This window comes from Streptomyces sp. NPDC018263 (assembly GCF_055562575.1).
The window spans coordinates 350,747-376,527 of record NZ_JBVHFA010000006.1; the positions used below are offsets into that span (position 1 = coordinate 350,747).

23 protein-coding genes and 1 tRNA gene are annotated in these 25,781 nt (G+C 72.8%); 16 read left to right on the forward strand and 8 right to left on the reverse strand.

The window, feature by feature from the left end:
* The first annotated feature begins 7 nt into the window (after positions 1–7).
* A complete protein-coding gene (gene glmS / locus ACZ3HQ_RS19610) occupies positions 8–1,825 on the forward strand; it encodes a glutamine--fructose-6-phosphate transaminase (isomerizing) (RefSeq protein WP_467512533.1) in 1,818 nt (605 codons plus the stop codon).
* 219 nt (positions 1,826–2,044) lie between these two features.
* Here glmS and ACZ3HQ_RS19615 read toward each other — a convergent pair whose 3' ends face one another.
* Positions 2,045–2,572, reverse strand: a complete 528-nt coding sequence (locus ACZ3HQ_RS19615; protein WP_030816597.1) for a universal stress protein — start codon at positions 2,570–2,572, stop codon at positions 2,045–2,047.
* 314 nt (positions 2,573–2,886) lie between these two features.
* On the opposite strand from ACZ3HQ_RS19615, the gene ACZ3HQ_RS19620 reads away from it, so the two are divergent.
* The 4 genes from ACZ3HQ_RS19620 to ACZ3HQ_RS19635 all read left to right on the forward strand — a co-directional run bounded on the left by ACZ3HQ_RS19620 (position 2,887) and on the right by ACZ3HQ_RS19635 (position 5,613).
* A complete protein-coding gene (locus tag ACZ3HQ_RS19620; RefSeq protein WP_467512535.1) occupies positions 2,887–3,132 on the forward strand; it encodes a hypothetical protein in 246 nt (81 codons plus the stop codon).
* Positions 3,133–3,519: 387 nt separating this feature from the next.
* On the forward strand, positions 3,520–4,737 hold the full coding sequence (locus tag ACZ3HQ_RS19625; protein WP_467512537.1) for a GlxA family transcriptional regulator: 1,218 nt from the start codon (positions 3,520–3,522) through the stop codon (positions 4,735–4,737).
* Between the two features lie 106 nt (positions 4,738–4,843).
* On the forward strand, positions 4,844–5,446 hold the full coding sequence (gene orn, locus ACZ3HQ_RS19630; protein WP_135788584.1) for an oligoribonuclease: 603 nt from the start codon (positions 4,844–4,846) through the stop codon (positions 5,444–5,446).
* A gap of 94 nt (positions 5,447–5,540) precedes the next feature.
* Positions 5,541–5,613 (forward strand) — tRNA-His (locus ACZ3HQ_RS19635).
* A gap of 211 nt (positions 5,614–5,824) precedes the next feature.
* Here the strand turns inward: ACZ3HQ_RS19635 and ACZ3HQ_RS19640 are convergent.
* The gene (locus tag ACZ3HQ_RS19640) at positions 5,825–6,883 is read right to left on the reverse strand and encodes a LacI family DNA-binding transcriptional regulator (RefSeq protein WP_467512539.1); all 1,059 of its coding nucleotides are present in this window, start codon (positions 6,881–6,883) and stop codon (positions 5,825–5,827) included.
* A 298-nt stretch (positions 6,884–7,181) separates the two neighbouring features.
* Here ACZ3HQ_RS19640 and ACZ3HQ_RS19645 point away from each other — a divergent pair, with 298 nt between their 5' ends.
* The 4 genes from ACZ3HQ_RS19645 to ACZ3HQ_RS19660 all read left to right on the forward strand — a co-directional run bounded on the left by ACZ3HQ_RS19645 (position 7,182) and on the right by ACZ3HQ_RS19660 (position 11,968).
* Positions 7,182–8,504, forward strand: coding sequence for an ABC transporter substrate-binding protein (locus ACZ3HQ_RS19645; RefSeq protein ID WP_467512541.1), 1,323 nt, complete (start codon positions 7,182–7,184; stop codon positions 8,502–8,504).
* A complete protein-coding gene (locus ACZ3HQ_RS19650; protein ID WP_467512543.1) occupies positions 8,501–9,532 on the forward strand; it encodes a carbohydrate ABC transporter permease in 1,032 nt (343 codons plus the stop codon). Before ACZ3HQ_RS19645 ends, ACZ3HQ_RS19650 begins: the two co-directional genes overlap by 4 nt.
* The gene (locus tag ACZ3HQ_RS19655; RefSeq protein WP_467512545.1) at positions 9,519–10,403 is read left to right on the forward strand and encodes a carbohydrate ABC transporter permease; all 885 of its coding nucleotides are present in this window, start codon (positions 9,519–9,521) and stop codon (positions 10,401–10,403) included. Before ACZ3HQ_RS19650 ends, ACZ3HQ_RS19655 begins: the two co-directional genes overlap by 14 nt.
* 113 nt (positions 10,404–10,516) lie before the next feature.
* Complete coding sequence (locus tag ACZ3HQ_RS19660; protein ID WP_467512547.1) at positions 10,517–11,968, forward strand: GH1 family beta-glucosidase; 1,452 nt, start codon at positions 10,517–10,519, stop codon at positions 11,966–11,968.
* A 71-nt stretch (positions 11,969–12,039) separates the two neighbouring features.
* Here the strand turns inward: ACZ3HQ_RS19660 and ACZ3HQ_RS19665 are convergent, their stop codons facing one another.
* The 3 genes from ACZ3HQ_RS19665 to ACZ3HQ_RS19675 form a co-directional block, all read right to left on the reverse strand.
* Positions 12,040–13,479: a glycoside hydrolase family 18 protein gene (locus ACZ3HQ_RS19665; RefSeq protein WP_467512549.1), complete on the reverse strand. Its 1,440-nt coding sequence runs from the start codon at positions 13,477–13,479 to the stop codon at positions 12,040–12,042.
* Positions 13,480–13,645: 166 nt separating this feature from the next.
* The gene (locus tag ACZ3HQ_RS19670) at positions 13,646–15,022 is read right to left on the reverse strand and encodes a sensor histidine kinase (protein WP_467512551.1); all 1,377 of its coding nucleotides are present in this window, start codon (positions 15,020–15,022) and stop codon (positions 13,646–13,648) included.
* The gene (locus tag ACZ3HQ_RS19675) at positions 15,019–15,723 is read right to left on the reverse strand and encodes a response regulator transcription factor (RefSeq protein ID WP_467512553.1); all 705 of its coding nucleotides are present in this window, start codon (positions 15,721–15,723) and stop codon (positions 15,019–15,021) included. The genes ACZ3HQ_RS19670 and ACZ3HQ_RS19675 overlap by 4 nt, the downstream gene beginning before the upstream one ends.
* A gap of 111 nt (positions 15,724–15,834) precedes the next feature.
* Between ACZ3HQ_RS19675 and ACZ3HQ_RS19680 the strand changes: the two genes are divergently transcribed.
* Entirely contained in the window at positions 15,835–16,353 is a 519-nt protein-coding gene (locus ACZ3HQ_RS19680) for a hypothetical protein (RefSeq protein WP_467512555.1), read from the forward strand.
* Between the two features lie 106 nt (positions 16,354–16,459).
* Here ACZ3HQ_RS19680 and ACZ3HQ_RS19685 read toward each other — a convergent pair whose 3' ends face one another.
* Together ACZ3HQ_RS19685 and ACZ3HQ_RS19690 are read right to left on the reverse strand one after the other, a co-directional pair.
* Positions 16,460–17,326, reverse strand: a complete 867-nt coding sequence (locus tag ACZ3HQ_RS19685) for a spermidine synthase (RefSeq protein ID WP_467512556.1) — start codon at positions 17,324–17,326, stop codon at positions 16,460–16,462.
* A 47-nt stretch (positions 17,327–17,373) separates the two neighbouring features.
* Positions 17,374–17,781 (reverse strand): hypothetical protein, encoded by a 408-nt coding sequence (locus ACZ3HQ_RS19690; protein WP_467512558.1) that lies wholly within the window; start codon positions 17,779–17,781, stop codon positions 17,374–17,376.
* Positions 17,782–18,046: 265 nt separating this feature from the next.
* Here ACZ3HQ_RS19690 and ACZ3HQ_RS19695 point away from each other — a divergent pair, with 265 nt between their 5' ends.
* Positions 18,047–19,438, forward strand: a complete 1,392-nt coding sequence (locus ACZ3HQ_RS19695; protein WP_467512559.1) for a hypothetical protein — start codon at positions 18,047–18,049, stop codon at positions 19,436–19,438.
* Here the strand turns inward: ACZ3HQ_RS19695 and ACZ3HQ_RS19700 are convergent.
* Positions 19,435–20,031, reverse strand: a complete 597-nt coding sequence (locus ACZ3HQ_RS19700; protein WP_467512561.1) for a histidine phosphatase family protein — start codon at positions 20,029–20,031, stop codon at positions 19,435–19,437. The genes ACZ3HQ_RS19695 and ACZ3HQ_RS19700 overlap by 4 nt on opposite strands.
* 217 nt (positions 20,032–20,248) lie before the next feature.
* Between ACZ3HQ_RS19700 and ACZ3HQ_RS19705 the strand changes: the two genes are divergently transcribed.
* The 5 genes from ACZ3HQ_RS19705 to ACZ3HQ_RS19725 all read left to right on the forward strand — a co-directional run bounded on the left by ACZ3HQ_RS19705 (position 20,249) and on the right by ACZ3HQ_RS19725 (position 25,714).
* Positions 20,249–21,202, forward strand: coding sequence for a phosphatase PAP2 family protein (locus ACZ3HQ_RS19705; RefSeq protein ID WP_467512563.1), 954 nt, complete (start codon positions 20,249–20,251; stop codon positions 21,200–21,202).
* A complete protein-coding gene (locus tag ACZ3HQ_RS19710) occupies positions 21,099–22,292 on the forward strand; it encodes a hypothetical protein (RefSeq protein ID WP_467512565.1) in 1,194 nt (397 codons plus the stop codon). Before ACZ3HQ_RS19705 ends, ACZ3HQ_RS19710 begins: the two co-directional genes overlap by 104 nt.
* Positions 22,283–23,881 carry a hypothetical protein gene (locus tag ACZ3HQ_RS19715; protein ID WP_467512566.1) on the forward strand — a complete coding sequence of 533 codons (1,599 nt, stop codon included), beginning with the start codon at positions 22,283–22,285 and terminating at the stop codon, positions 23,879–23,881. Before ACZ3HQ_RS19710 ends, ACZ3HQ_RS19715 begins: the two co-directional genes overlap by 10 nt.
* The gene (locus ACZ3HQ_RS19720) at positions 23,878–25,215 is read left to right on the forward strand and encodes an AAA domain-containing protein (RefSeq protein ID WP_467512568.1); all 1,338 of its coding nucleotides are present in this window, start codon (positions 23,878–23,880) and stop codon (positions 25,213–25,215) included. The genes ACZ3HQ_RS19715 and ACZ3HQ_RS19720 overlap by 4 nt, the downstream gene beginning before the upstream one ends.
* A 127-nt stretch (positions 25,216–25,342) precedes the next feature.
* Complete coding sequence (locus ACZ3HQ_RS19725; protein WP_086692790.1) at positions 25,343–25,714, forward strand: hypothetical protein; 372 nt, start codon at positions 25,343–25,345, stop codon at positions 25,712–25,714.
* Positions 25,715–25,781: the final 67 nt, after the last annotated feature.

The following is a 25,781-nucleotide window of genomic DNA, read 5'->3' on the forward strand; positions in this document are numbered from 1 at the left end:
CTACTACATGTGCGGAATTGTCGGATACATCGGTAAGCGGGACGTCGCTCCCCTGCTGCTGGAGGGTCTCCAGCGCCTGGAGTACCGGGGCTACGACTCGGCGGGCATCGTCGTCTCGTCCCCGAAGTCGGCCGCGCTGAAGATGGTCAAGGCCAAGGGCCGGGTGCGTGACCTGGAGGCCAAGGTCCCCGCGCGCTTCAAGGGCACCACCGGCATCGCCCACACCCGCTGGGCCACCCACGGCGCCCCCTCCGACGTGAACGCCCACCCGCACATGTCGGCCGACGACAAGGTCGCCGTCGTCCACAACGGCATCATCGACAACGCCTCCGACCTGCGCCGCAAGCTGGAGGCGGACGGGGTCGAGTTCCTCTCCGACACCGACACCGAGGTCCTCACCCACCTGGTCGCCCGCGCGAGCGCCGAGAAGCTCGAGGACAAGGTCCGCGAGGCGCTCCGCGTGGTCGAGGGCACCTACGGCATCGCCGTGATGCACGCCGACTTCCCCGACCGCATCGTGGTGGCCCGCAACGGCTCCCCGGTCGTGCTCGGCATCGGCGAGAAGGAGATGTTCGTCGCCTCGGACATCGCCGCGCTGGTCACCCACACCCGCCAGATCGTCACCCTGGACGACGGCGAGATGGCCACCCTGAAGGCCGACGACTTCCGCACCTACACCACCGAGGGCACCCGCACGACGGCCGAGCCCACCACCGTGGAGTGGGAGGCCGCCTCCTACGACATGGGCGGCCACGACACCTACATGCACAAGGAGATCCACGAGCAGGCCGACGCCGTGGACCGCGTGCTGCGCGGCCGCATCGACGACCGCTTCTCCACCGTGCACCTCGGCGGCCTGAACCTGGACGCCCGCGAGGCGCGCAAGATCCGCCGGGTGAAGATCCTCGGCTGCGGTACTTCGTACCACGCGGGCATGATCGGCGCCCAGATGATCGAGGAGCTGGCCCGCATCCCCGCCGACGCCGAGCCGGCGTCCGAGTTCCGCTACCGCAACGCGGTCGTCGACCCCGACACCCTGTACATCGCGGTCTCCCAGTCCGGTGAGACGTACGACGTGCTGGCCGCCGTGCAGGAGCTGAAGCGCAAGGGCGCCCGCGTCCTCGGCGTGGTCAACGTGGTCGGCTCGGCCATCGCCCGCGAGGCCGACGGCGGCATCTACGTGCACGCCGGCCCCGAGGTGTGCGTGGTCTCCACCAAGTGCTTCACCAACACCACGGTCGCCTTCGCGCTGCTCGCGCTGCACCTGGGCCGCACCCGCGACCTGTCGGTGCGCGACGGCAAGCGGATCATCGAGGGCCTGCGCAGGCTGCCCTCGCAGATCGCCGAGATCCTCAAGCAGGAGGAGCAGGTCCGCGAGCTGGCCGAGGAGTACGCGGAGAGCCGCTCGATGCTCTTCATCGGCCGTGTCCGGGGCTACCCGGTGGCCCGCGAGGCGTCCCTGAAGCTCAAGGAGATCACCTACATCCACGCCGAGGCGTACCCCGCCTCCGAGCTGAAGCACGGCCCGCTGGCCCTGATCGAGCCCGCCCTGCCGACGGTCGCCATCGTCCCGGACGACGACCTGCTGGAGAAGAACCGCGCCGCGCTGGAGGAGATCAAGGCCCGCAGCGGCAAGATCCTCGCGGTCGCGCACCAGGAGCAGGAGAAGGCGGACCGGACCATCGTGGTCCCGAAGAACGAGGACGAGCTGGACCCGATCCTCATGGGCATCCCGCTCCAGCTCCTCGCGTACCACGCGGCGAAGGTCCTGGGCCGCGACATCGACAAGCCGCGCAACCTGGCGAAGTCGGTGACGGTGGAGTAGGTCTCCCCCGGAGACAGAGAAACGGACCCTCGCGCGAGCCGTCGTGGGGGTCCGTTTCTGTGCCGCTGCGCCCCGGCCGGTGGCCGTCACCCACCGGCCGGCAGCACGACTCACCTGCGGCGTCGGCTGTTGTATGCCCGGCACAGGGGCGGGAACACTCCTACGCGCGAGTAGCTTCACGGAGCGCGAAGTGGGGCGCCACCAGGGGAAGTCGAGACCTCAGGGGATCACGATGACGGGCCGCCGGGCCCGCTTGGTGAGCCGTCCGGCCACGGAGCCGAAGATCCGCCCGGCGATGCCGTGCGTGGAGCCGACGACGATCGCGTCCGCCTCGTACTCCCGCCCGACCTCCTCCAGTTCATGGCAGATGTCGCCGCCGCGCTCCACGAGAATCCACGGCACCTCGCTCAAGTGGTCGGCGCAGGCCAGCTCCAGACCGAGCACCTCGGTGCGGTGGTCGGGGACGTCCACGAAGACGGGCGGCTCGCAGCCGGCCCAGACCGTGGTGGGCAGCCGGTTGGCCACATGCACGATGATCAGACCGGAGCCGGAGCGGTGGGCCATGCCGACCGCGTAGGCGAGGGCGCGCTCGCTGGAGGTGGAACCGTCGAAGCCGACGACCACTCCGTGCCGGAAGGCGGGATCGCAGGAAGGGCGTGCCTCTGATGCCGCCAGGGGGTCGGTCGCCGTGGGTTCGGCTACCGGCCGCTTGCGGTCCGCGGGTTCGAAGAATTCGTGACCGGCCATGGCTGTCTCGGCGTCGTGATCCTTGTATGAAGGGGGACATCGTGCGGCGGAGCTGTGTCCGGGAAACGTCTTCCCCTGCCCATACCCCCAAGGGTACGGCGGCACGCCTCCCCGTCGCAGTTCGTGCACACGCTCCGTGAGCGGCCCCTCCGGGACGTCCCGAGGGGTTCCAGGGAGCATGCACGAGCGGCGCCCCTTACGCAATGGTCGCTGCCCCGTACAGGCGGTTTGCCGGGACTCGCCCGTCAGGGGGTGACCGACCGGCCGTCCGCGCGTTGAACCCCCTGGAACCAACGCCCCCAGGGAGCCCCCAGATGCCCGCACCCCGCTCCACGCCCGGCCCCGACGCCGCGCGCGAGGTGATCGGCTGGGCGGTGTTCGCCTGCGTGCTGGTGCCGGTGATCCTGCTGTGGTGCGGTACGGCGCCGGTCGCGGCCGTGGGGGCGGGGCTGGGGCTGGCCGGCGTCACCCTCGCCTGCCGGGCGCTGCTGCGCCGCTCGCTCCGGGAGACCGCGCGGGGAGTCACAGATCACAGAGCGGCCGGTACACCGGTCGACTGACCGGTTTCCACACCCTCGAACGCTGGTTTTCAGCCAAGTTCCTGATATCGCTCCGGAGGGGTCCCAACCACCCTTCAACCCCCGTTCCACCTGCACAAACAGGGGTCGTCCGACCCGTCGCACCCTATGCGCTTTGGCCACCCCGCCCAGGCGTACTTCCCTGCACGCCCCACGAGTGCAACCCTTCGTGATCGAATGCTTCACGCCAAGTTGTCATGTCGACAATGCACCGCGTGTGGAACTGGCCACCGACAGACCGCGGGAGCCAGTAGATTTCGATCTTGATGTCTTACGGCGGGGGACTCGTGCAGGACCGAGGGGAAACGTGCAGGAGCGACAGACCCGAAGCGTAAAGGGAGCCGCGACCACCGAGGGGGGCTTAGCAGTATGAGCCACGACTCCACCGCCGCGCCGGACGCCACCGTCCGGAAACTCGCCGGGCGACGCCGCAAGGAGATCGTCGCGGTGCTGCTGTTCAGCGGCGGCCCCATCTTCGAGAGTTCCATACCGCTCTCGGTGTTCGGTATCGACCGCCAGGACGCCGGAGTGCCGCGCTACCGACTGCTGGTGTGTGCCGGCGAGGACGGCCCGCTGCGGACCACAGGGGGCCTGGAACTCACCGCGCCGCATGGCCTGGAGGCGATCTCCCGGGCGGGCACGGTCGTCGTGCCGGCCTGGCGCTCGATCACCTCGCCGCCACCGGAGGAGGCGCTCGACGCGCTGCGCCGGGCGCACGAGGAGGGGGCCCGCATCGTCGGCCTGTGCACCGGGGCGTTCGTCCTGGCCGCGGCCGGCCTGCTGGACGGCCGCCCGGCCACCACCCACTGGATGTACGCGCCGACGCTGGCCAAGCGCTATCCGTCGGTGCACGTCGATCCGCGTGAGCTGTTCGTCGACGACGGCGACGTGCTCACCTCGGCCGGTACGGCGGCCGGGATCGACCTGTGTCTGCACATCGTGCGGACGGACCACGGCAACGAGGCCGCCGGTGCGCTGGCCCGCCGCCTGGTGGTACCGCCCCGCCGCAGCGGCGGTCAGGAGCGCTACCTCGACCGGTCTTTACCCGAGGAGATCGGCGCCGACCCGCTGGCCGAGGTCGTCGCCTGGGCGCTGGAACACCTCCACGAGCAGTTCGACGTGGAGACGCTGGCGGCACGCGCCTACATGAGCCGCCGTACGTTCGACCGCAGGTTCCGCTCGCTCACCGGCAGCGCGCCGTTGCAGTGGCTGATCACCCAGCGGGTGCTCCAGGCGCAGCGGCTGCTGGAGACCTCCGACTACTCCGTGGACGAGGTCGCGGGCCGGTGCGGGTTCCGCTCGCCGGTCGCGCTGCGCGGGCACTTCCGCCGCCAGCTCGGTTCGTCGCCCGCGACGTACCGGGCCGCGTACCGGGCCCGCAGGCCGCAGGGTGAGCGGCCGGCCGAGCAGGAGCAGCAGCTCGAGCGGCACGGAATGCCGCAGGGGCCGTCCGGCCTGCCGGGCCACGGCCCGGTGGCGGTGCCGTCGGTGCTGCACCCGGACCGGGACGGCGGGGTGCCGCTGCAGAGCCGTCGCCATGCGGCGGGCGCGGTGAGTCTGCTGCCGGGGCCGCGCGGGGGCGGCTGAGGATCGTCTCGGTGCGAGGGGGTGGGGAGGGCCGGGCCTTCCCCGCCCCCTCCGCCATGTGTACGCAGGGGTCCAGGTGGCCGCGGGTCCCCTTAAGGTGAGACACATGAACGATCGCATGGTGTGGATCGACTGCGAGATGACCGGCCTCTCGCTGTCCGACGACGCGCTCATCGAGGTGGCCGCCCTCGTCACCGACTCCGAGCTGAACGTGCTCGGTGAAGGGGTGGACATCGTCATCCGCCCGCCGGACTCCGCGCTGGAGACGATGCCGGAGGTGGTGCGGCAGATGCACACCGCGTCCGGGCTGCTGGACGAGCTGGCCGGGGGCACGACGCTGGCCGACGCCGAGGAGCAGGTGCTGGCGTACATCCGTGAGCACGTCAAGGAGCCGGGCAAGGCCCCGCTGTGCGGCAACTCCGTCGGCACCGACCGCGGCTTCCTGCTGCGCGACATGCCGACGCTGGAGGCCCACCTCCACTACCGGATCGTCGACGTCTCCTCGATCAAGGAACTGGCCCGGCGCTGGTACCCGAGGGCGTACTTCAACAGCCCGGACAAGAACGGCAACCACCGGGCGCTGGCCGACATCCGCGAGTCCATCGCCGAGCTGCGCTACTACCGCGAAGCGGTCTTCGTCCCCCAGCCCGGCCCGGACTCCGACACCGCGAAGTCCATCGCCGCGAAGTACGTCCTGCCGCCCGCGTAGCCCCCCGCCCGGAAACGTGTGCGCGAGCACCCCCGAGAACCCTGTAGACTTCTTCTCGGCCGGTCGGGGAACGACAGTTCAACCGCCGGTCGCGGTGGGTGTAGCTCAGCTGGCAGAGCACCTGGTTGTGGTCCAGGATGTCGCGGGTTCAAGTCCCGTCACTCACCCTGATCGACTGAGGGGCCGACTCGCATTACGGAGTCGGCCCCTCAGTCGTTCCCGGCATACTCTCCCGGTTGATCTCAGAGGGGCGGGGCGGTCGGATTCGAACCGACGTCCTCCGAGATGATGTCGCGGCGCACTACCTCTGTGCTACGACCCCGCCTTGCCGGTGATCCTAAGCCGGCAGTGCGCTGAGCAGCCAGGGATTAACGCCCCCTACGAAGACTCCCGCCCCACCAGCTCCGTAGCCAGCACCGCGTGCCGCCTCTCCAGCCCCCGCGTCCCCGCCGGCCGGCGGTCCGCTATCTCCGTCAGGAGGAGGTCGATCATCGCGCGGCCCATTTCCTCTATGGGCTGGCGGACGCTGGTCAGCGGGGGGTCCATGTGGCGGGCGATGGCGGAGTCGTCGTAGCCGACGAGGGCGACGTCGGTGGGGATGTGGCGGCCCGCTTCGCGGAGGGCCCGGCGGGCGCCGGCTGCCGTGACGTCGGAGGCGGCGAAGACGGCGTCCAGGTCGGGGCGGCGGGAGAGCAGGGCGGTCATGGCGCGGTGGCCGCCCTCCTCGGTGAAGTCACCCGGCTCGATCAGCAGCTCGTCCACCTCCAGGCCCGCGCCCCGCAGCGCGTCGCGGTAGCCGTCGACGCGGCGCTGGGCGCCGTAGACGTCGGGGCGGCCGGTGATGTGGGCGATGCGGCGGCGGCCGCGGGCGAGAAGGTGCTCGACGGCGGAGCGGCCGCCGCCGTAGTTGTCGGAGTCGACCGAGGTGAGCGTCTCCCCCGCCGACCGGGGGCCGCTGATCACGGCCGGGATCTCCAGCCGGTCCAGCAGATCCGGCAGCGGGTCGTCGGCGTGGACCGAGACCAGGAGGACGCCGTCGACGCGGTGGGCGGAGAGGTAGTCCGCGAGCCGTTGCCTCTTGCGGTCGCTGCCCGCGAAGATCAGCAGCAACTGCCACTCGGTGTCGGCCAGTTCGGCCCCCACCCCGCGCAGCATGTCGGAGAAGTACGGCTCGGCGAAGAAGCGGGTCTCCGGCTCGGGCACCACCAGCGCGATGGAGTCGGTGCGGTTGGCCGCGAGCGCGCGGGCCGCGGTGTTGGGGACGTACCCGAGTTCCGCGACCGCCGCCTCCACGGCCGCGCGGGTGGCGTCGCTGACCCGCGGGGAGCCGTTGATCACGCGGGAGACCGTGCCCCGGCCCACCCCGGCCCGGGCGGCCACCTCTTCCAGCGTCGGCCGCCCACCGCTCCGGCCGCCCCGCACCCCGTGGCTCGCCATGGCCTCCGCCTCTCTCCGTGTACTGGTCCAACAGTGGCCCCAAGCCGTCCGCACCGAAACCCGTGCCGGTTAACAGCCCGATAACTGAACCGCGTTGGCCGTGCGCACTCCCTTGACACCCCGTCCCGAACGGACGACTCTTCAACCCATCACATGTGGGAGCGCTCCCACAGTACCTGACACCTACACAACCCGCACGTTCCCCGCCCGAGCCGCAGCGAGTACGAACGGGCCCAGATCCACGCGATTTCCATGCAGTTGGCCGGGGGGTCGGCACGTCAGGCAACAGGAGGACGCAATGCGTACGAGCATCCGCAGGTCTCGCGGCACGGTGGCCATGATGGCCGCCGCGGCGCTGGCCACGGGTCTGCTGGCCGGCTGCGCCAGCGACTCGGACGACGGCTCGTCGGACGCGGGCGGCGGCGACGGCAAGGGCAACATCACGCTGACGGTCGGCACCTTCGGGGTCTTCGGCTACCAGCAGGCCGGTCTGTACGACGAGTACATGAAGCTGCACCCGGACATCAACATCAAGGAGAACGTCACCACCCGTACGGACGTGTACTGGCCGAAGGTGCTCACGCGCCTCCAGGCCGGTTCGGGCGCCGACGACATCCAGGCCATCGAGGTCGGCAACATCACGGAGGCCGTGCAGACGCAGGCCGCCAAGTTCGTCGACCTCGGCAAGGACGTCGACAAGTCCCAGTGGCTGGACTGGAAGCTGGCGCAGGCCACCACCAAGGACGGCAGGACCATCGGCCTCGGCACCGACACCGGCCCGATGGCGGTCTGCTACCGCAAGGACCTGTTCGCCGAGGCCGGCCTGCCCACCGACCGCGCCAAGCTCGCCGAGCAGTGGAAGGGCGACTGGTCCAAGTACGTCGACCTCGGCAAGCAGTACATGAAGAAGGCGCCCAAGGGCACCAAGTACGTCGACTCGGCGTCCTCGGTGTACAACGCCTCCCTGGGCGGTGCCTCCGAGCGGAACTACGACAAGGGCGGCAATGTCGTCTGGGACAAGTCACGGGGTGTGAAGGACGCCTGGGACGACGCGATGAGCGTGGCGACCAGCGACATGTCGGCCAAGCTGAAGCAGTTCGACCCCACCTGGGACAAGGGCTTCGCCAACGGTTCCTTCGCCACGGTGGCCTGCCCCGCCTGGATGCTCGGCTACATCGTCGAGAAGGCCGGCGACTCCGGCAAGGGCAAGTGGGACGTTGCGGCGGCGCCGACCGCGTCCAACTGGGGCGGCTCGTTCCTCGGTGTGCCGACGGCGAGCAAGCACCAGAAGGAGGCCGTCGCGCTGGCCAAGTGGCTGACCGCACCGGAGCAGCAGGCCAAGGTCTTCGCCAAGCAGGCCAGCTTCCCCTCCACCCCGTCGGCGTACGCGAGCCTGAAGCCGCAGGCGGACACCACCGCGTACTTCTCGAACGCGCCGCTCACCCAGATCTTCTCCGACGCGGCGAAGACCATCCCCGACCAGCCGCTGGGCCCGAAGGACAAGCCGATCGACACCGCGATCAGTGACATCGGCATCCTCCAGGTCGAGCAGAAGGGCAAGTCCCCGGCCCAGGGCTGGGACGCCGCGTCCAAGGAGATCAAGGACGTGCTCGGCCAGTGACCTCCAAAGAGGCTCTCGCGCATCCCGCGTCGAGCGCCGAGACCGCGCCCGGCATCCCGCCGGGCGCGGTCCGGGGCGCTCGGGGTCGCGGTGCGCCGGACGGCGCCCCCTCCTGGCGCAGCCGGCTGTACCGCTGGGACACGAAGGCGTCGCCGTACGCGTTCGTGACCCCCTTCTTCGTGCTGTTCGGTGTGTTCACACTGGTTCCGCTGCTGTACACGGTCTGGTACTCGCTGCACAACGTGCAGTTGTCCGCGCTCGATCACCAGAGCTGGACGGGCCTGGCCAACTACCGGAACCTGCTGTCCTCGGACTTCTTCTGGAACGCGCTGAGGAACACCTTCACCATCGGTGTGATCTCGACGGTCCCGCAGCTCATGGCGGCGCTCTGGCTGGCCCACATGCTCAACTACAAGCTGCGCGGCTCGACCGTGTGGCGCGTGGTGATGCTCACCCCGTACGCGACCTCGGTGGCGGCGGCAACGCTGGTGTTCACGCTGCTGTACTCGTGGGACGGCGGCATGGTGAACTGGATTCTCCACTTCTTCGGTGTTGACCCGGTCAACTGGCGTGAATCGGACTGGGGATCGCAGTTCGCGGTGTCGACCATCGTGATCTGGCGCTGGACCGGCTACAACGCGCTGATCTACCTGGCCGCGATGCAGGCCATCCCGGCGGACCTGTACGAGTCCGCCGCGCTCGACGGCGCCAACCGGCGCCAGCAGTTCTGGCACGTGACGATCCCGCAGTTGCGGCCGACGGTGCTGTTCACGATCGTCGTCTCGACCATCGGCGCCACCCAGCTCTTCGGTGAGCCGCTGCTGTTCGGCGGGGTCAGCGGGACCAAGGGCGGCTCGGAGCACCAGTACCAGACGCTCGGCCTCTACATGTACGACCAGGGCTGGATCATCGGCAACCTCGGCAAGGCGTCCGCGATCGCGTGGACGATGTTCCTGGTCATGCTGATCATCGCCGCGGCCAACCTGCTGCTGACCCGCTGGCTGAGGAGGTCCGATGACCGCCGGTGACCTCGTTCTTCCCAAGGCGCGCACCGGCCGGCGCCGGGCCACGAAGGCGGGCAGGCAGTTGCACGCCGGTCCGGTGACGTACGCGGCGCTGACCGTGTTCGCGCTGGTCTCGCTGGCGCCGCTGGTGTGGACGGCCATCGCGGCCTCGCGCACCGACCGGCGGCTCGCCCAGGCCCCGCCGCCGCTGTGGTTCGGCGGCAACCTGTTCAAGAACCTGGAAACCGCCTGGGACCAGGCCGGGCTGGGCACCGCGATGCTCAACTCGCTGATCGTCGCGGGCACGATCACGGTCAGTACGGTGGTCTTCTCCACGCTGGCCGGCTTCGCCTTCGCCAAGCTGCGGTTCAGGTTCTCCGGGCTGCTGTTGCTGCTGACCATCGGCACGATGATGATCCCGCCGCAGCTCGCCGTCGTCCCGCTCTACCTGTGGATGAGCGACCTCGGCTGGTCCAACCAGCTCCAGACGGTGATCCTGCCGAGCCTGGTGACGGCGTTCGGCACGTTCTTCATGCGGCAGTACCTGGTGCAGGCGCTGCCGACCGAGCTGATCGAGGCGGCGCGGGTGGACGGGGCGAGCAGCCTGAGGGTCGTGTGGCATGTGGTGTTCCCGGCGGCGCGGCCCGCGATGGCGGTGCTCGGCCTGCTGACCTTCGTGTTCGCCTGGAACGACTTCCTGTGGCCGATCATCGCCCTGAACCAGCAGAAACCGACCGTGCAGGTCGCCCTGAACGCACTCGGCACCGGGTATGTACCCGACCAGGCGGTCATCATGGCGGGCGCGCTGCTCGGCACCCTGCCACTGCTGATCGCCTTCCTGCTGTTCGGCAAGCAGATCGTGGGCGGCATCATGCAGGGCGCGATCAAGGGCTGACGCGTCCCGCCGAGCACCGTCCCGTCATGGGTGCCGGGACACCGACGCCCCGGCCCCTTCCCCTCACCCTGAGTTTCCCCGATGTCTTCCCGACTCTCGATGGGAGCGCTTCCATGCCCGACTCCTCCTCCGTGGTCTCCCCCGTGGCCTCCGAGGTCACCTTCCCGCCGGCCTTCCTCTGGGGGGCGGCGACCTCCGCGTACCAGATCGAGGGGGCGGTGCGCGAGGGCGGCCGTACCCCCTCGATCTGGGACACCTTCAGCCATACGCCCGGCAAGACGGCGGGCGGTGAGACCGGTGACGTGGCCGTCGACCACTACCACCGCTACCGCGACGACGTGGCCCTCATGGCGGAGCTGGGGCTCGGCGCGTACCGCTTCTCCGTCTCCTGGTCGCGGGTGCAGCCGACCGGGCGGGGTCCGGCGGTGCAGGTCGGGCTGGACTTCTACCGCCGGCTGGTGGACGAGCTGCTGGAGAACGGCATCAAGCCCGCCGTCACCCTCTACCACTGGGACCTCCCGCAGGAGCTGGAGGACGCGGGCGGCTGGCCAGAGCGGGACACCGCGCACCGGTTCGCCGAGTACGCGCACCTCGTCGGCGAGGCGCTGGGCGACCGGGTGGAGAACTGGATCACCCTCAACGAGCCCTGGTGCAGCGCCTTCCTGGGCTACGGCTCCGGGGTGCACGCCCCCGGCCGGACCGACCCGGTGGCCTCGTTGAGGGCCGCCCACCATCTCAACCTGGCGCACGGGCTCGGCGCTTCGGCGCTGCGCGCGGCGATGCCGGCCCGCAACCAGGTCGCGGTCAGCCTCAACTCGGCTGTCGTGCGCCCGGTTTCGCAGGACCCGGCGGACCTGGCGGCGGCCCGGCGCATCGACGACCTGGCCAACGGTGTCTTCCACGGCCCGATGCTGCACGGTGCCTACCCCGAGTCGCTGCTCACCGCGACGGCCCCGCTGACCGACTGGTCCTTCGTGCTGGACGGCGACCTCGCCACCAGCAACGCCCCGCTGGACGCGCTGGGCCTGAACTACTACACCCCGGCGCTGGTCTCGGCGGTGACCGACAGGGTCAGCGGCCCGCGCGCGGACGGCCACGGCGCGAGCGAGCACTCCCCCTGGCCCGGCGCCGACGACGTGCTCTTCCACCAGAGCCCCGGCGAGCGCACCGAGATGGGCTGGACCGTCGACCCGTCCGGCCTGTACGACCTGCTGATGCGCTACACCCGCGAGGCCCCCGGACTCCCGCTGTACATCACGGAGAACGGCGCCGCCTACGACGACAAGCCGGACGCGGACGGCCGGGTGCACGACCCCGAGCGCGTCGCCTATCTGCACGCCCACCTCTCGGCGGTCCGCCACGCCCTGCGCGACGGCGCCGATGTGCGCGGGTACTACCTGTGGTCCCTGCTGGACAACTTCGAGTGGTCCTACGGCTACGAGAAGCGGTTCGGCGCGGTGTACGTGGACTACGCGACCCAGGAGCGGACCCCGAAGTCCAGCGCCCGCTGGTACGGGGAGGCGGCCCGCACCGGCACGCTGCCTTCGGTGGAGTCGGCGGGCTGACCGGGCCGGCCCGGACGCATGAGTGAGGCCCGGCGGTCTTCTCGTCCGCCGGGCCTCTCTTTCACGCGCCCCTAGTTGAAGGCGGCGAACGCCTTGGAGAAGGCGAACTTGTCCTGGGCGATCGAGCTGCACGTGGCGTCGGCGGTGGGCTTGGTGCCGCCGTCGCAGCTCTTGTCACGGGTGCCGGACCACATGGACAGCGAGCCGATGCCCTTGGACTTGGCGAAGTCCACGAGCTGGCCGGCGTCGTCGACCTTGAAGACCTCGGTGGCCACGTCGTTGACACCGATCATCGGGGTGACGCCGACCGTCTTCCAGGCGTCGTCCTCGGAGAGCGCGAGGACGCCCTTGATCTGGGCCTGGGTGGCGGTGGCCGCCTGGATCGCGTAGTCGCCCATGTCACCGCTGTACGCCGGGCCGTAGTCCATCGCCATGATGTTGACGCCGTCGACGCGGACCCCGTTGGCCTTGGCGTCGGCCAGCAGGTTGACGCCGTCCTGGGTGAGGCCCTCGGGCATCACCGGGAGGGTGTAGGAGACGTTCAGGTCGGGGTGGGCGGCCTGGAGCTTGGCGATGGCCTGGGCGCGCTTGGTGTTGGCGGCGGTGTTGGGCAGCGCGCCGCCCTCGACGTCGAAGTCGACCTTGGTCAGCTTGAAGGCGTCGACCGCCTTGCCGTACGCGGCGGCCAGGTCGTCGGCGGAGCCGCAGGTGGTGGCCAGCTCCGAGCCGGAGGCGCCGCCGAAGGAGACGCGGACGTCACCGCCCTTGGCGCGCAGGTCGCCGATCTGGGCGGCCACGCCGTCGGCGGTCAGCTCGCTCACACCGCCCCACTTGGGGGTGCAGCCGCCGCCATCGGTGACGAAGGCCAGGTTGAAGTTCTTCACGCCGGTGGCGTCGGCGGTGCCCAGCAGGTCGAAGGCGGGGTAGAGCGAGGTGTCGACGTACGGGGCGAACCCGGCCGCCGCCTTGGTGCCGTTGCCCGCGCTCTGGGTGGGGACCGGCGTCTCGGGCCGGCTGGGGGTGCTCTGAGTGGGCGCCGGGGTCTCGGGCTCGGTGGGGCGGCCGCTGGGCTCGGGGGTGGCGCCCGGGTCGGCCGCGCACTCGGAGCCGTCGATGCGACAGCCGGAGGGGTCACCGGTGCCGTCGACGACGAAGCCGACGGTGACCGACTTGCCCGCCGCCAGCCCGTCGGTGTCCCACTTGGCGGCCTTCACGGTGACGTGCTGCCCGCTCACGCTGGACTCGGCGTTCCACAGCGAGCCGAGCTTGGCGCCGGCCGGGAGGTCGAACTCCAGGCTCCAGTCCTTCTTGGCCGCTCCGGTGTCGTTGGTGACGACGTACTGGGCGCTGTACCCGGTCGACCACTCGCTGGTCCTGGTGTACGCGGCGCCGACACCGGCGGCGTGCGCGACCCCGGTCACCAGGACCGCGCCGCCACCGGCCACGGCCGCCGCGACCACGCCGCCTATCGCCTTGTTCCTGCCACTGATCCTGCGCCGGTGCGTGCTCATGGGCGTGCCTGTCCTTCGTGCGGGGGTGGGGGGTGGTGGCAGCACGCTATCGATGCGGAATCCGGCAATCGGCTTATCAGGGACGGTGGTTGAAAGGCTTAGGGTGCGCTTAAGGAAGGCATCGGGACCGGTTAAAGATCGGGACGGGTTTGCAGATCGGGACCGGTCAGCGGCTGGGTATCAGCCTGCGCCGCCTGCGTACGGCGCCCCGGTGGCCGCGTCCGGCGGGCTTGCGGGCGTCGAGCTGGAGCCAGATCCGCACCTCTGTGCCGCCGAGCACGGAGGAGCCGATGCGGACGTCACCGCCCGTGGACTCGGCGAGACGGCGCACGATGTCCAGGCCGAGCCCGGTCGAGCCCGCCGTACCGGAACCCCGGCCGCGGGCCATCGCCGCGCGCGGGTCGGGTATGCCGGGGCCCGCGTCGGAGACCAGCACGATCACCGCGTCCTCGGCGTGGTGGACGTCGACCGCGAAGGCGGTGCCCTCGGCGGTGTGCCGGAAGACGTTGCCCAGCAGGGCGTCCAGGGCGGCGGCCAGGTCGGCACGGGCCACCGGGACCCGTACCGGACGCTCGGCGCCGGCCACCCGCCACTTGCGGCCCTCGTCCTCGGCGAGCGCGGACCAGAACTCCATGCGCCCGCGCACCACTTCGGCCGCGTCACAGCCCGCGCCGGGCCCTGCGGCGGCCGTCTGCGGCTTGGCCTCGCGGGCGGTACGGATGATCGTGTCGACCTCGCCCTCCAGTTGGGCCACGGCGGCGCGGGTCTGGTCGGCGGCGGCCCCGGCGCCCAGCGAGGCGGCGTTCAGCCGGAGCACGGTGAGCGGGGTGCGCAGCCGGTGCGAGAGGTCGGCGGCCAGTTCCCGCTCGTTGGCGAGAAGCGCGACGACCTGGTCGGCCATGGAGTTGAACGCGACGGCCGCGAGCCGCAGTTCGGTCGGCCCCTCCTCGGGGACCCGGGCGCCGAGCTGCCCCTCGCCCAGTTCGCGCGCGCCCTCCACCAGCCGCCGGGCGGGGCGCACCATGCGCACCCCGAGCCGGTCGGCGACCGCGACGGACCCGGCGATCAGCGCGAGCCCCACGGCGGCGAGCACCGCCCAGGCCGTGCCCACCCCGTTGCTCATCGCGGCCTCGGGCACCCACACCTCGACCACCGCGATGGCGCCGGAGCCGAGCGCGACCGGCTGGAGCAGGGCGGAGCCGCCGGTGACCTCGGTGGTGGAGGCGCGGCCCATCCGGCGCACCGCCTCGATGTCCCGGCCGGCGGCCCTTCCCCGGCCCAGGTCGAGCGCGCCCCGGTCGCCGTCGGCCGGCAGGTGCACGGACATCCCGGAGTCGGCCCCGGCCGCGGCCACCACCCGCTCCAGCTCGTCCCGGTCGGTGGTGATGGACAGCGCGGGCGCCACGGCGGCGGCCTCGCGCTCGGCGCCGGCGAAGGCGCGGTCGCGGGCCATCTCCTTGACGACCAGGCCGAGCGGGACGGCGAAGGCGACGACGACCATGGTGGTCACCGCCAGGCAGACCTTGACCAACGCCCATCTCATCGGGGCTCCCCCACGGCGGGCGGCTCCAGTTTGACCCCGACCCCGCGCAGGGTGTGCAGATAGCGGGGGCGGGCCGCCGTCTCGCCCAGCTTGCGCCGGAGCCAGGACAGATGGACGTCGATGGTCTGGTCGTCCCCGTAGGACTGCTGCCAGACCTCCGCGAGCAGTTCCTTGCGCGGGACGACCACGCCGGGGCGCCCGGCGAGGAAGGCGAGCAGGTCGAACTCCCGCCGGGTCAGGTCGAGTCGGGCGCCGTCCAGCTCGGCCTGGCGGCGCAGCGGGTCGACGGTGAGGCCGCCGACCCGGATCACCGGGGAGGGCGGTGCCTCGGCGGCGCCGGAGCGGGAGCGGCGCAGCACGGCGGCGATGCGGGCGGAGAGGTGCTCGACCGAGAAGGGCTTGGTCAGGTAGTCGTCCGCCCCGGCGTTGAGCAGCCGGACGATCTCCGTCTCGTCGTCCCGCGCGGTGGCGATGATGACCGGCACGTCGGTGATGCCGCGCAGCATCTTCAGGGCCTCGGAGCCGTCCAGGTCAGGCAGTCCGAGGTCGAGTATGACCACGTCGAACCGGAGATGGGCGACCTCGCGCAGCGCCTCCAGCGCGGTGCCGACGCTGCGCACCACGTGGGCGGCATCGGTGAGATGCCGGATCAGCGCCGAGCGGACGAACTGATCGTCCTCGACCACGAGCACACTTGCCATGCGCCGCACCGTACGCCATGCGGCCCGGCGAAGTGTTGGCCTGTGGACAACTCCTTGTGGACAACTCCGGTCGCCTGCGCGGCCGGTGGCGGCTGAGGCAGTATGGCCCCGATGCGCAGAGGACTCGTACACGTACTGGCGTGGCTGCTGGCCACCGCGGCGGCGACCACGCTGTCCTGGTGGGGCGTGCACACGGTGATGGCGGGCACGGCGTACGACCCCCCGCGCGCCGTGCCGATCACCGCGGCCGAGGCGGCGGCCCACGCCTCCACCGCGACGCCGACGCCCCCCACGCCGACGCCCACACCCGCGCCCCGCCGCACCTCGGCACCCCCTTCCCCCACCCCGGCCCGCACCACGCCCGCGGCCACCCCGGCCCCGGCTCCCCCGGCGCCCGCCACCCCCGCCGGTGACGTCAAGGCGTACGACACCGGCGGCGGCCGGGCGGTGTTCGACCTGGGCCCCGCGAGCGCGACGCTGGTCTCCGCCACGCCGGGTACCGGCTGGTCGATGCAGGTCTGGAAGACGGAGACCTGGATCAGGGTGGAGTTCAGCCGCAGCACCGACCGGGTGACGGTCTTCTGCGACTGGCACGACGGCCCCCCGCACGTGGACGTGCAGACGTACTGAGCGGATGGCCACCCTCGACGCGCTGCTGGTCGACATCGTGCGCGCGAACCGGCCGGCCGCCCTGCGCCGGTTGTCTTCGCCGGCCCCCGCGGCGGCCGATCACCCCTCAGCGGAACACCGACGGCGGCGGGGCCGGTGAGGCGACCGCCGAGGTGTCCGTCACCGGGGTCGCGCCGCCCGTGAAGTCCATGAGTTTCGCGCCGTGTTCGAGACGGGCCGGGTGGGGGTCGGAGGCGGCGCGGCGGGTCAGTTCGGCGAGCGGGAGCGGGGTGTCGGAGGCGACCAGGATGGCGTTGCCGAAGCGCTTGCCGCGCAGCACCGCCGGGTCGGCGATCAGGGCGAGTTCGGCGAAGCGGGCGGCCGCCGTGGCGATCTGGCCGCGCAGATGGGCCAGCGGGGGGCCGTCGGCGAGGTTGGCGGTGTAGACACCGCCGGGGCGCAGGGCGCGGCGGGCCTCGTCGAGGAACTCGGTGGACGTCAGGTGGGCCGGGGTGCGGGCGCCGCTGAACACGTCGGCGACGATCAGGTCGGCCCAGCCGTCCGGCACCTTGGCGAGCCCCTCGCGGGCGTCGGCCGAGCGCACCCGTATCCGGGCGCCGGGGTCAAGAGGGAGTTCGCGGCGGACCAGTTGGACCAGGGCCGCGTCGCGCTCCACCACCTGCTGGGTCGAGCGGGGCCGGGTCGCCGCGGTGTACCGGGCGAGGGTGAGCGCGCCGCCGCCGAGGTGCACGGCCCGCACCGGCCTGCCGGGCGGCGCGGCCAGGTCGATGACGTGGCCGATACGGCGCTGGTACTCGAAGGACAGGTGCGCCGGGTCGTCCAGGTCGACGTGCGACTGCGGGGCGCCGTCGATCAGCAGGGACCAGCCGCGCGCCCGGTCGGGGTCGGGTATGAGTTCCGCGAGGCCGCCCTCGACGGCCTCCACCACGGCTTCGGCGGCCGCCCTGCGCCGGTTGTCCCTGGACCTGCCCATCGGCCCATTCTCGCAGGTGGCCCGAGAGGCCGCCGCGCGGTGCCGGGTCAGCGGCAACTGTCGGCGGCCTCGATCAGCCGGGCCGCCTCGCCGAGCGCCCGGCGCAGGGTCGCCGGGTCGGTGGCGAGGTCGGCCTCGCCGGGCGGCAGCAGCCAGTTCGAGCCCTGCACGGGCGGCTCGGGATTCAGCCGGAGGCCGCGCCCGGAGGTGCGGATACAGGTGCTGCCGGGCACGTCCCAGTGGCCCGCCGTACCGGGCGGGACGAGGAAGCCGAGGGTGTCGCGGCCGTCGTCGTGCAGCACCGGGCCCACGCCCTCGGTGGCCTCGCGGCGCAGAATGTCCACGGCCTCCAGGCCCTGGCGGGTCGGCACCGTGACGAGGTCGCACGCCGTGTCGCCGGGCGGCCGCGACCACGGCGCCATCGGACACGGATCGTTGTTCGGACGGGTCTCCATGCCGGCCTCCAGCACGCTGCCTGTTGCGGTCCGTGAGGAACAACGCGTGACGGCGTCAAGGGCTACGGCACAAGTGTCCCGCAAAGGATGGCAGTTCATGGCAGATCGTGGATGAGATATCCGTTTTGTAGCCAAACACTGCGTGTCGGGCCGGACACAGCCTGTACGTTCTTGCCCCGCCGGACCCACGGTGTCACACGGGCGACCACACCCGTCAACGGCCCCGTTCCGGCCTGGTTCGACGGTTCGCACGAGAGGACCGGCCATGGCGTCGTCAACCGATACCCCGGCGCAGCCCGACCGGCCGCCCCGCCCCAACACCGCCTTCCGGCAGGTGCGCGGCCGCCGTTCCCCCGCCGAATTCGCCGCCCTGGTGCGGCGCGCGGCGCGGGAGATCGGCGAGCGGGTGAGCTGCGACGCGCGCTACGTCGGGAGAGTCGAGGCGGGTGAGATCCGCTGTCCCAACTACGCGTACGAGCGGGTGTTCCTGCACATGTTCCCCGGGCGCACCCTGACCGACCTCGGCTTCGCGCCGCGCTCGGCCGTGCGGGGGCGCGGCGCACGCCCCGCCGCGGCGCCGGGCGCCGTCCCGGCGGCCGCGTACGAGCATCCTTACGACCCCCTGAACCACGAGGAGAGCGACGTGCTGCGTCGCGCATTCATGACCGGTACGGGTGCCACGGTGGCGGCCGCCGCCACGCTGGGCCCGCTGGGCCTGGCCACGGACGCGTCGGCCGCCGCGCGGCGGCCGGGCGCGTCGGAGGCGGCCGCCGTCGAGGAGGCGGTCCGGAGCATCCGGCTGCTGGACGACAAGCACGGCGCGGACGGCCTGTACCGGCGCGCGGCGGAGCCGCTGCGCGCCGCGTACGCCCTGCTGGACGCGGGCGCGACCCGGCAGGCCACCGCCGACCGGCTGCACTCGGGCGCCGGTGAACTGGCCATCTCGGTGGGCTGGCTGGCCCATGACTCGGGCCGCTTCGACGACGCCCGCTCGCACTACGCGGAGGCGCTGGCCACCGCCCGGATGACCGGGGACGCGGGCCTGGAGGCGCACGCCTTCTGCAACACCGCCTTCCTCGCGCGGGACGCCGGGCGCCCCCGCGAGGCGGTCCGCGCCGCGCAGGCCGCGCAGCGGGCCGCCCGCCCGCTGGGCTCGTCCCGGCTGATGTCGCTGCTGGCGCTGCGCGAGGCGGGCGGCTGGGCGGGGCTCGCGGACCGCACCGGCTGCGAACAGGCGCTCGTCCGCGCGCAGGCACTGTTCGGGCGCGGTACGTCGGAGGCCGACCCGGAGTGGATGAGCTTCTACGGCGAGGCCGAGCTGGCCGGTCTGGAGGCGCAGTGCTGGTCGACACTGGGCGACTGGCGCCGGGCGTCCCGGCACGCGAGCCGCGCTGCCCGCCTCCAGGACCCGCACTTCACCCGCAACATCGCCCTGTACACCGCCGAACTCGCCGACGACCTGGCCCGCGACGGCCACCCCGACGAGGCGGCCACCGCCGGTCTGCGCGTACTGGACCTGCTCGCCCAGGTCCAGTCCTCCCGCATCCACACCATGCTGGCCGGTACCGCGCGGGTCCTGCTCCCGCACCGCCGCGCCACCGGAGTGGCGGACTTCCTGGAGCGGCACGCCTCGCTGCCGCGGCCTCGGCGCCCCTAGCCGACCAGGTGCCCCGTGTCGTTCCAGCTCTCGATCGCCGGCTCGCCGTAGGCCCAGCCGAGGGTGGAGAGGGAGGTGGGGTTGAGGCGGAGGCGGGCGGCGAAGTCAATGGGGAGGCCGAGCCAGCGGGCGCCGATGGAGCGCAGGATGTGGCCGTGGGCGAAGATCAGGACGTCCCGGTCGGCGGAGCGGGCCCACTTCACGACCTCGTCCGCGCGGGCGGTGACCTCCGCGAGCGTCTCGCCCTCGGGGACCCCGTCGCGCCAGATGAGCCAGCCGGGCCGGACGTCCTGGATCTCGGCCGGGGTCATGCCCTCGTAGGCGCCGTAGTCCCACTCCATGAGGGTGTCCCACACCTCGGCGCGGTCCCCGAACCCTGCCAGCTCGCAGGTCTCGTGTGCGCGGACCAGCGGGCTGGTGCGCACCTCCACGTCCGCGAATCCGGCCGGCGGCGTGTGCCGCAGCCGCTCGCCGAGCAGCTTGGCCCCGCGCCGGCCCTCCTCGAGGAGCGGCACGTCGGTCCGGCCCGTGTGCTTGCCGGACAGCGACCAGGCCGTCTGTCCGTGCCGGGCCAGCAGGATGCGCGGTGCCATGGGGAACCTTTCCGGAAGAGGGACGCCGAGTGGACGCCGGGGAAACCCGTTCGCCGGGTCCTTCCATGATGGCGCACCCCGCGCGCGGGCAACCCGCCGGGCGGATCGGGCGTCTTCGAGAGCCGGAACGCCCGCGCGGACGGGCGGACCGACACCGTAAAGTGTCACGGCGCCCGCGGGGGGGTGCCAGGCCAGCGCGAAGGGGGAGGGCGATCGGATGCCGCAGACCGAGGCAGCGGACACCGGGGCGGGGCCGGTCACCCGGCCGCGCTGGTGGACCGAACTGCCGCTGATCCTGCTGGTCTACGGCTGCTACACCGCCGGACGCCTCCTCGCGCGCGGGGACGTCTCCTCGGCCGTGGACCACGGTCTGGCGATCCTCGGCATCGAGAAGGCGCTGTACCTGAACGCCGAGCACCCGCTGAACCGCCTCTTCACGGCGGAGCCCTGGCTCGGGGTCCCGGCCGACTTCTGGTACGCCTCGCTGCACTACCTCGTCACGCCCGCCGTGCTGGTCTGGCTCTTCCGGGCCCGTGCCGAGCACTACCGGGCGGCCCGCACCTGGCTGATGACGTCCACCTTCATAGGACTCATCGGCTTCACCCTGCTGCCCACCTGCCCGCCCCGCCTGCTCTCCCCCCACCACGGCTTCGTGGACACCATGGCGCACTACAGCTCGTACGGCTGGTGGGGCGGCGAGGCCAGTGCCCCGCGCGGGATGGGCGGGATGACCAACCAGTACGCGGCGATGCCGAGTCTGCACGTCGGCTGGGCGCTGTTCTGCGGAGTGGTGCTGTGGAAGTACGGGCGCTCCCGCTGGGCCAGGATCGCCGCCGTCGGCTATCCGCTGCTGACCGCGATCGTGGTCATGGGCACCGCCAACCACTACTTCCTGGACGCGGTCGCGGGCGCGGTCGTGATGGGCGCCGGCCTGCTCCTGGCCCCGTACGTGACGCGGGCCGCGACCGCCGCGCGGCTGCGGCTGACCGCCTGGGCGGCCCCGCTCCGGGCGGCCGGAAACACCGGTCCCGCACCGATTGTCAGTGACGGATGCCAGACTTCCGCGGGTGAGCGAATTCCACGGCAGCGCGAGTCGCGGCTCGACCCCGCGGCCGGAACCGACGCCTCCCCCAGCGACGCGGGGGACGGCGCTGCGGCACCGGCTCGCTGAGCTGCGCGGTCCCGACGTACCGGCCAAGGCGCTGGACGCGCGCGCCCTCGCGGCGCTCGCGGCCAACCCGGGCTGCCGCAGACGCGCGATCCTGGACGGCGCCGGGGTGGACAAGGCCGCGCTCGCGGGGGCGCTGGGCGCCCCCTCGGACTACGGGCAGTCCCAGTTCGCGCTGATCCGGGGCAACACCTTCGAGGCCCGCGTGAAGGCGGACGGCGGCGCCGAACTGCTGCGGCTCACCCACACCCTGCTGGACCCGGCCGCCGAACCGCCCGCCGGGGCGGCCGTGCCGGACCTGAGCGCGCCGGGCCCCGAGGGCCGTACCGCGCGTACGGCGCTGGCGCTGCGCGAGGCGGTCGCGGCGGGCGGCTGGACGCTGCTGGACCATCCGATGCTGGCCCTGGACGTGGCGGGCTCGCCCGCCTTCCTGGAGCCGGACGCGGTGGTGGTGCACCCCGACGGCGGCTGGACGGTCGTGGAGATCAAGTCGTTCCCGATGCTGGACGGCTCGGCCGACCCGGCGAAGGTGGGCGCCGCCGCCCGGCAGGCGGCGGTGTACGTGCTGGCGCTGGAGGCGGTCGCCGCCCGGCTGACCCCACCGCCCGCCGTACGGCACGAGGTGCTGCTGGTGTGCCCGAAGGACTTCTCCAACCTGGCCACCGCGCGCGCGGTCGACGTACGCGCCCAGCGGGCGGTCACCGCGCGGCAGCTCGCCCGGCTGACCCGCGTGGAGACCATCGCCGAGGAGCTGCCCGAGGGCACCTGCTTCGACCCGCAGCGCCCGGCCGGTGAGCTGACGGCCGCCGTCGACGCGGTCCCGGCGACCTACGCGCCCGAGTGCCTGTCCTCCTGCGAGCTGGCCTTCCACTGCCGGGAGCGGTCCCGCGCGGCCGACGCGGTGACCCGGCTGGGCCGCCCGCTCCGCGCCGAGCTGGGTGGTCTGGGCACGGTCCAGGAGGTGCTGTCGGCGGCGCGCGGCGAGAGCGGCGACCCCGCCGACCCGGTGGTGGCCGCGCTGCGCCGGGCCGCCGCCCTGCGCGCGGAGGCGCTCGCCGAGGCGGCGGACCGGGAGGCCGTGCCGTGTCCCTGATCGCCACCCTGGCCCGCCTGGAGGCGGTCGCCACCGGCCGGGCCCAGCCCGCCGCGACCGTACGGCACCGCCATCTGTCCGGCCGTCCGCTGGTGTTCGTCCCGCTGACCACCGCCGGTGAGACCGGCGCACCGCTGGGCGCGCTGGTCGGCACCGACCGGGACGCGCCCCGGCTGCTGGTCGTGCCGCAGCCCCGCGACCGCGACCAGCGCTTCGCGTTCCTCGCCGAGCTGGCCGACATCGTGCTGCCGCACCTGGACTCCTGCGCCGAGGCGGTGGAGACCGCCGAGCGCACCGACACCGACCCGGAGACCGGCAAGCGGGTCAAGGTCGAGGTCGACCTGTGCGTGGACGCCCCCCAGATCGTGGTGCCGAGCCGCGCGGGCCTGGACCTGGTCCGGCTGCTGGGCCGCTCGATGCGGTTCCGGCGTACGGCCGAGCAGGAGCCGGAGACGCCGTATCCGGCGCCGCCGCGCGTGCCGTTGCTGGGCCGCTGGCTGACGCACTACGACGAGCGGGCGCGGGTGCCGGGTTCCTCGCTGCTGCTGGCGCTGACCGACGTGCTGTCCCGCCACTGGGCCACCGGTCAGTCCATGGTGGAGGACCAGCATCTGGGCGCCCTGCTGGCCTGGATCGACCCGCCCGAGGGCGAGTCCGGCGCCGAGGCGGCCGCGCGGGCGGAGCGGGCGCGGGACGCGGCGGGCCAGTTGCTGTGCCCCCCGGCGGGCCCGGCCACCGACCCGGCGTTCGACAACAAGCTGCTGGCCCCGGCCATCGAGCGGTACGACCGGGCGCGCACCGCGCTGGCGACCGCCGAGGACGCCCCGAGGGCCGAGGACCTGCTGACCGCCGTCACCGCCGCCGAGCGGGAGATCCGCGACCTGGTGGAGAGCCGTACACGGCCGACCTGGGACGCGGTCTGGCGGGGGCTCGACCTGCTGCGGACGCTCCCCGAGGGCGGGCACGTCGAGGAGCGCTGGACGCGGGACCGGTGGTCGTTCACCGCGCACCGGGACCGGATCACCGCGGGCGAACCCCCGCAGCCCCGCCGGGACGACGCGGTGACCGCCGCCGGCAAGCTGGCGAGCCGCGAGCGCGAGCAGGCCCGGCTGGAGGCGCAGGAGGCGCTCGACGACCCGCTGGTGATGGCCGCCCGGCGGCTGGCCGGGGAGGCGTTCGCGGGCGAGGTGACCGAGGTGGTCATGGCGTACAGCGAGGGCAAGCGGCCCAGCCCGCGCCCGCTGGTGACCGTGCGCACCGAGGACCGTCCGCATCTGGGCGAGCGCGCCAAGGTGTACCGCTCGCTGAACGGCAAGGCGCAGACGGCGGAGTTCGCCGGGTACGAGGGCGCGCCGGAGGACGGCGTGCTGGTGCTGCGGATCATGGACAAGATGGGCCGGGGCAAGGAGCCGGAGGCCGGTTCGGTGCCCGAGAAGGGCGACGCGGTGTGCTTCACGCTCTTCGAGCACGAGCAGCGCGGCGGCGCCAGGCTGCCCGACCCGGAGCAGACCCCGTGGACGCACGGCGGGCCGCCCGGTGAGCCCGTCGCGGAGGTGCCGGACGCGGTGACCGAGGAGGACGTGCTGTGACGACCGTGGACTTCGACCCCGGAGCCGCCGCCACGCGCGCCACGGACGCGATCCTCGCCGACACCCTGCACGGCACCGAGCGCGGTGTGGTGGTCGACTCCCCGCCCGGCGCCGGCAAGTCGACGCTGGTGGTCCGGGCCGCGCTGGAGCTGGCCGCCGCGGGCCGCCCGCTGATGGTGGTGGCGCAGACCAACGCCCAGGTGGACGACCTGGTGCTGCGCCTCGCCGAGAAGGACCCCGACCTGCCGGTGGGCCGCCTGCACAGCAGCGACACCGACGCCTACGACAAGGCGCTGGACGCGCTGCCGGGCGTCCGTACGTCGGCGAAGGCGGCCGACCTGGGCGGGCTGCCCGTGGTGCTCTCCACCGCCGCCAAGTGGGCGCACGTCACGGTGGACGAACCGTGGCGGCACGCGATCGTGGACGAGGCGTACCAGATGCGCTCGGACTCGCTGCTGGCCGTGGCCGGGCTGTTCGAGCGGGCGCTGTTCGTGGGCGACCCCGGCCAGTTGGACCCGTTCTCCACGGTGGGCGGCGACCAGTGGGCTGGCCTGTCCTACGACCCGTCCGCCTCGGCGGTGACCACGCTGCTCGCCCACAACCCCGGCCTGCCCCAGCACCGGCTCCCGGTGTCCTGGCGGCTGCCCGCGTCGGCGGCGCCGCTGGTGTCGGCGGCCTTCTATCCGTACACGCCGTTCCGCAGCGGGACCGGGCACGGGGAGCGGCGGCTCGCCTTCGCGGTGCCGTCGGACGGGTCGGGGCCGGACCGGGTGATCGACGAGGCGGCGGAGTCCGGCTGGGGGCTGCTGGAGCTGCCGGCCCGGCACACCCCGCGCACCGACCCGGAGGCGGTACGGGCGGTGGCCGCGGTGGTGCGGCGGCTGCTGGACCGAGGGGGCGCGGCCGTCTCCGAGCGCGCGGAGACACCGGCCCCGCTGACCGCCGACCGGATCGCCGTGGGCACCGCCCACCGGGACCAGGCGGCGGCGGTCCGCGCGGCCCTGGCCGACCTGGGCGTGGCGGGCGTCACCGTGGACACCGCGAACCGCCTCCAGGGCCGGGAGTACGACGTCACGGTGGTCCTGCACCCGCTCTCCGGCCGCCCCGACGCCACCGCCTTCCACCTGGAGACCGGCCGCCTCTGCGTCCTCGCCTCCCGCCACCGCCACGCCTGCATCGTGGTCTGCCGCGCCGGTGTGAGCGACCTCCTGGACGAATACCCGTCCACAGAACCGGTCCAGCTCGGCACCCTGGTGAAGTTCCCGGACGGTTGGGAGGCGAACCACGCCGTCCTCGCGCACCTGGCCGAACACCGGGTGCCGTACCGGCCCTGAGGCACCGGCCCTGACCGTCGGTGTGGGTCTGGCCCTCAGGCGGTCTTGCGTGGGCGCGGGACAATGGACGGTGGTCCGGCCGCAGGCGGGGCCGAGTACAGCGAACGTACGAGGAGGAGATGAAGACATGGCGGAGCCCTCGCCGCGTCGGAACGAACCGCGGCTACGCCCCGCGCCCCTGCTCTTCGAGCCCGCCGAGGCGGCCGCCGATCCGGAGCACTTCTTCGACCTGGAGTCGATCGACGACCCGCGCGCCCTGCTGACGCGGGCCACCGACCTGACCCAGGCGTTCCGCGCGGCGGCCGACCGGGCCATGGAGTTCCAGGCCGTGGCGGCGGCCCAGCTCGCCGACCCGCGCCGGTTCGACCGGCTGACGGCGGCGGACATCGCCGAGCGGGCGGAGTGGACCGAGGACTACGCCAGGAAGATGGTGGAGTTCGGCCGGGACCTGATGCGGGGCGCCGACCCCGAGGGTCGCAGGGCGGTCGACCCGCACTAGGGGACCCGCGCATCTGGCATATGCCAGGCGGGCAAGATACCCCCTCCCGCCCCCCGCTGTCCCCATT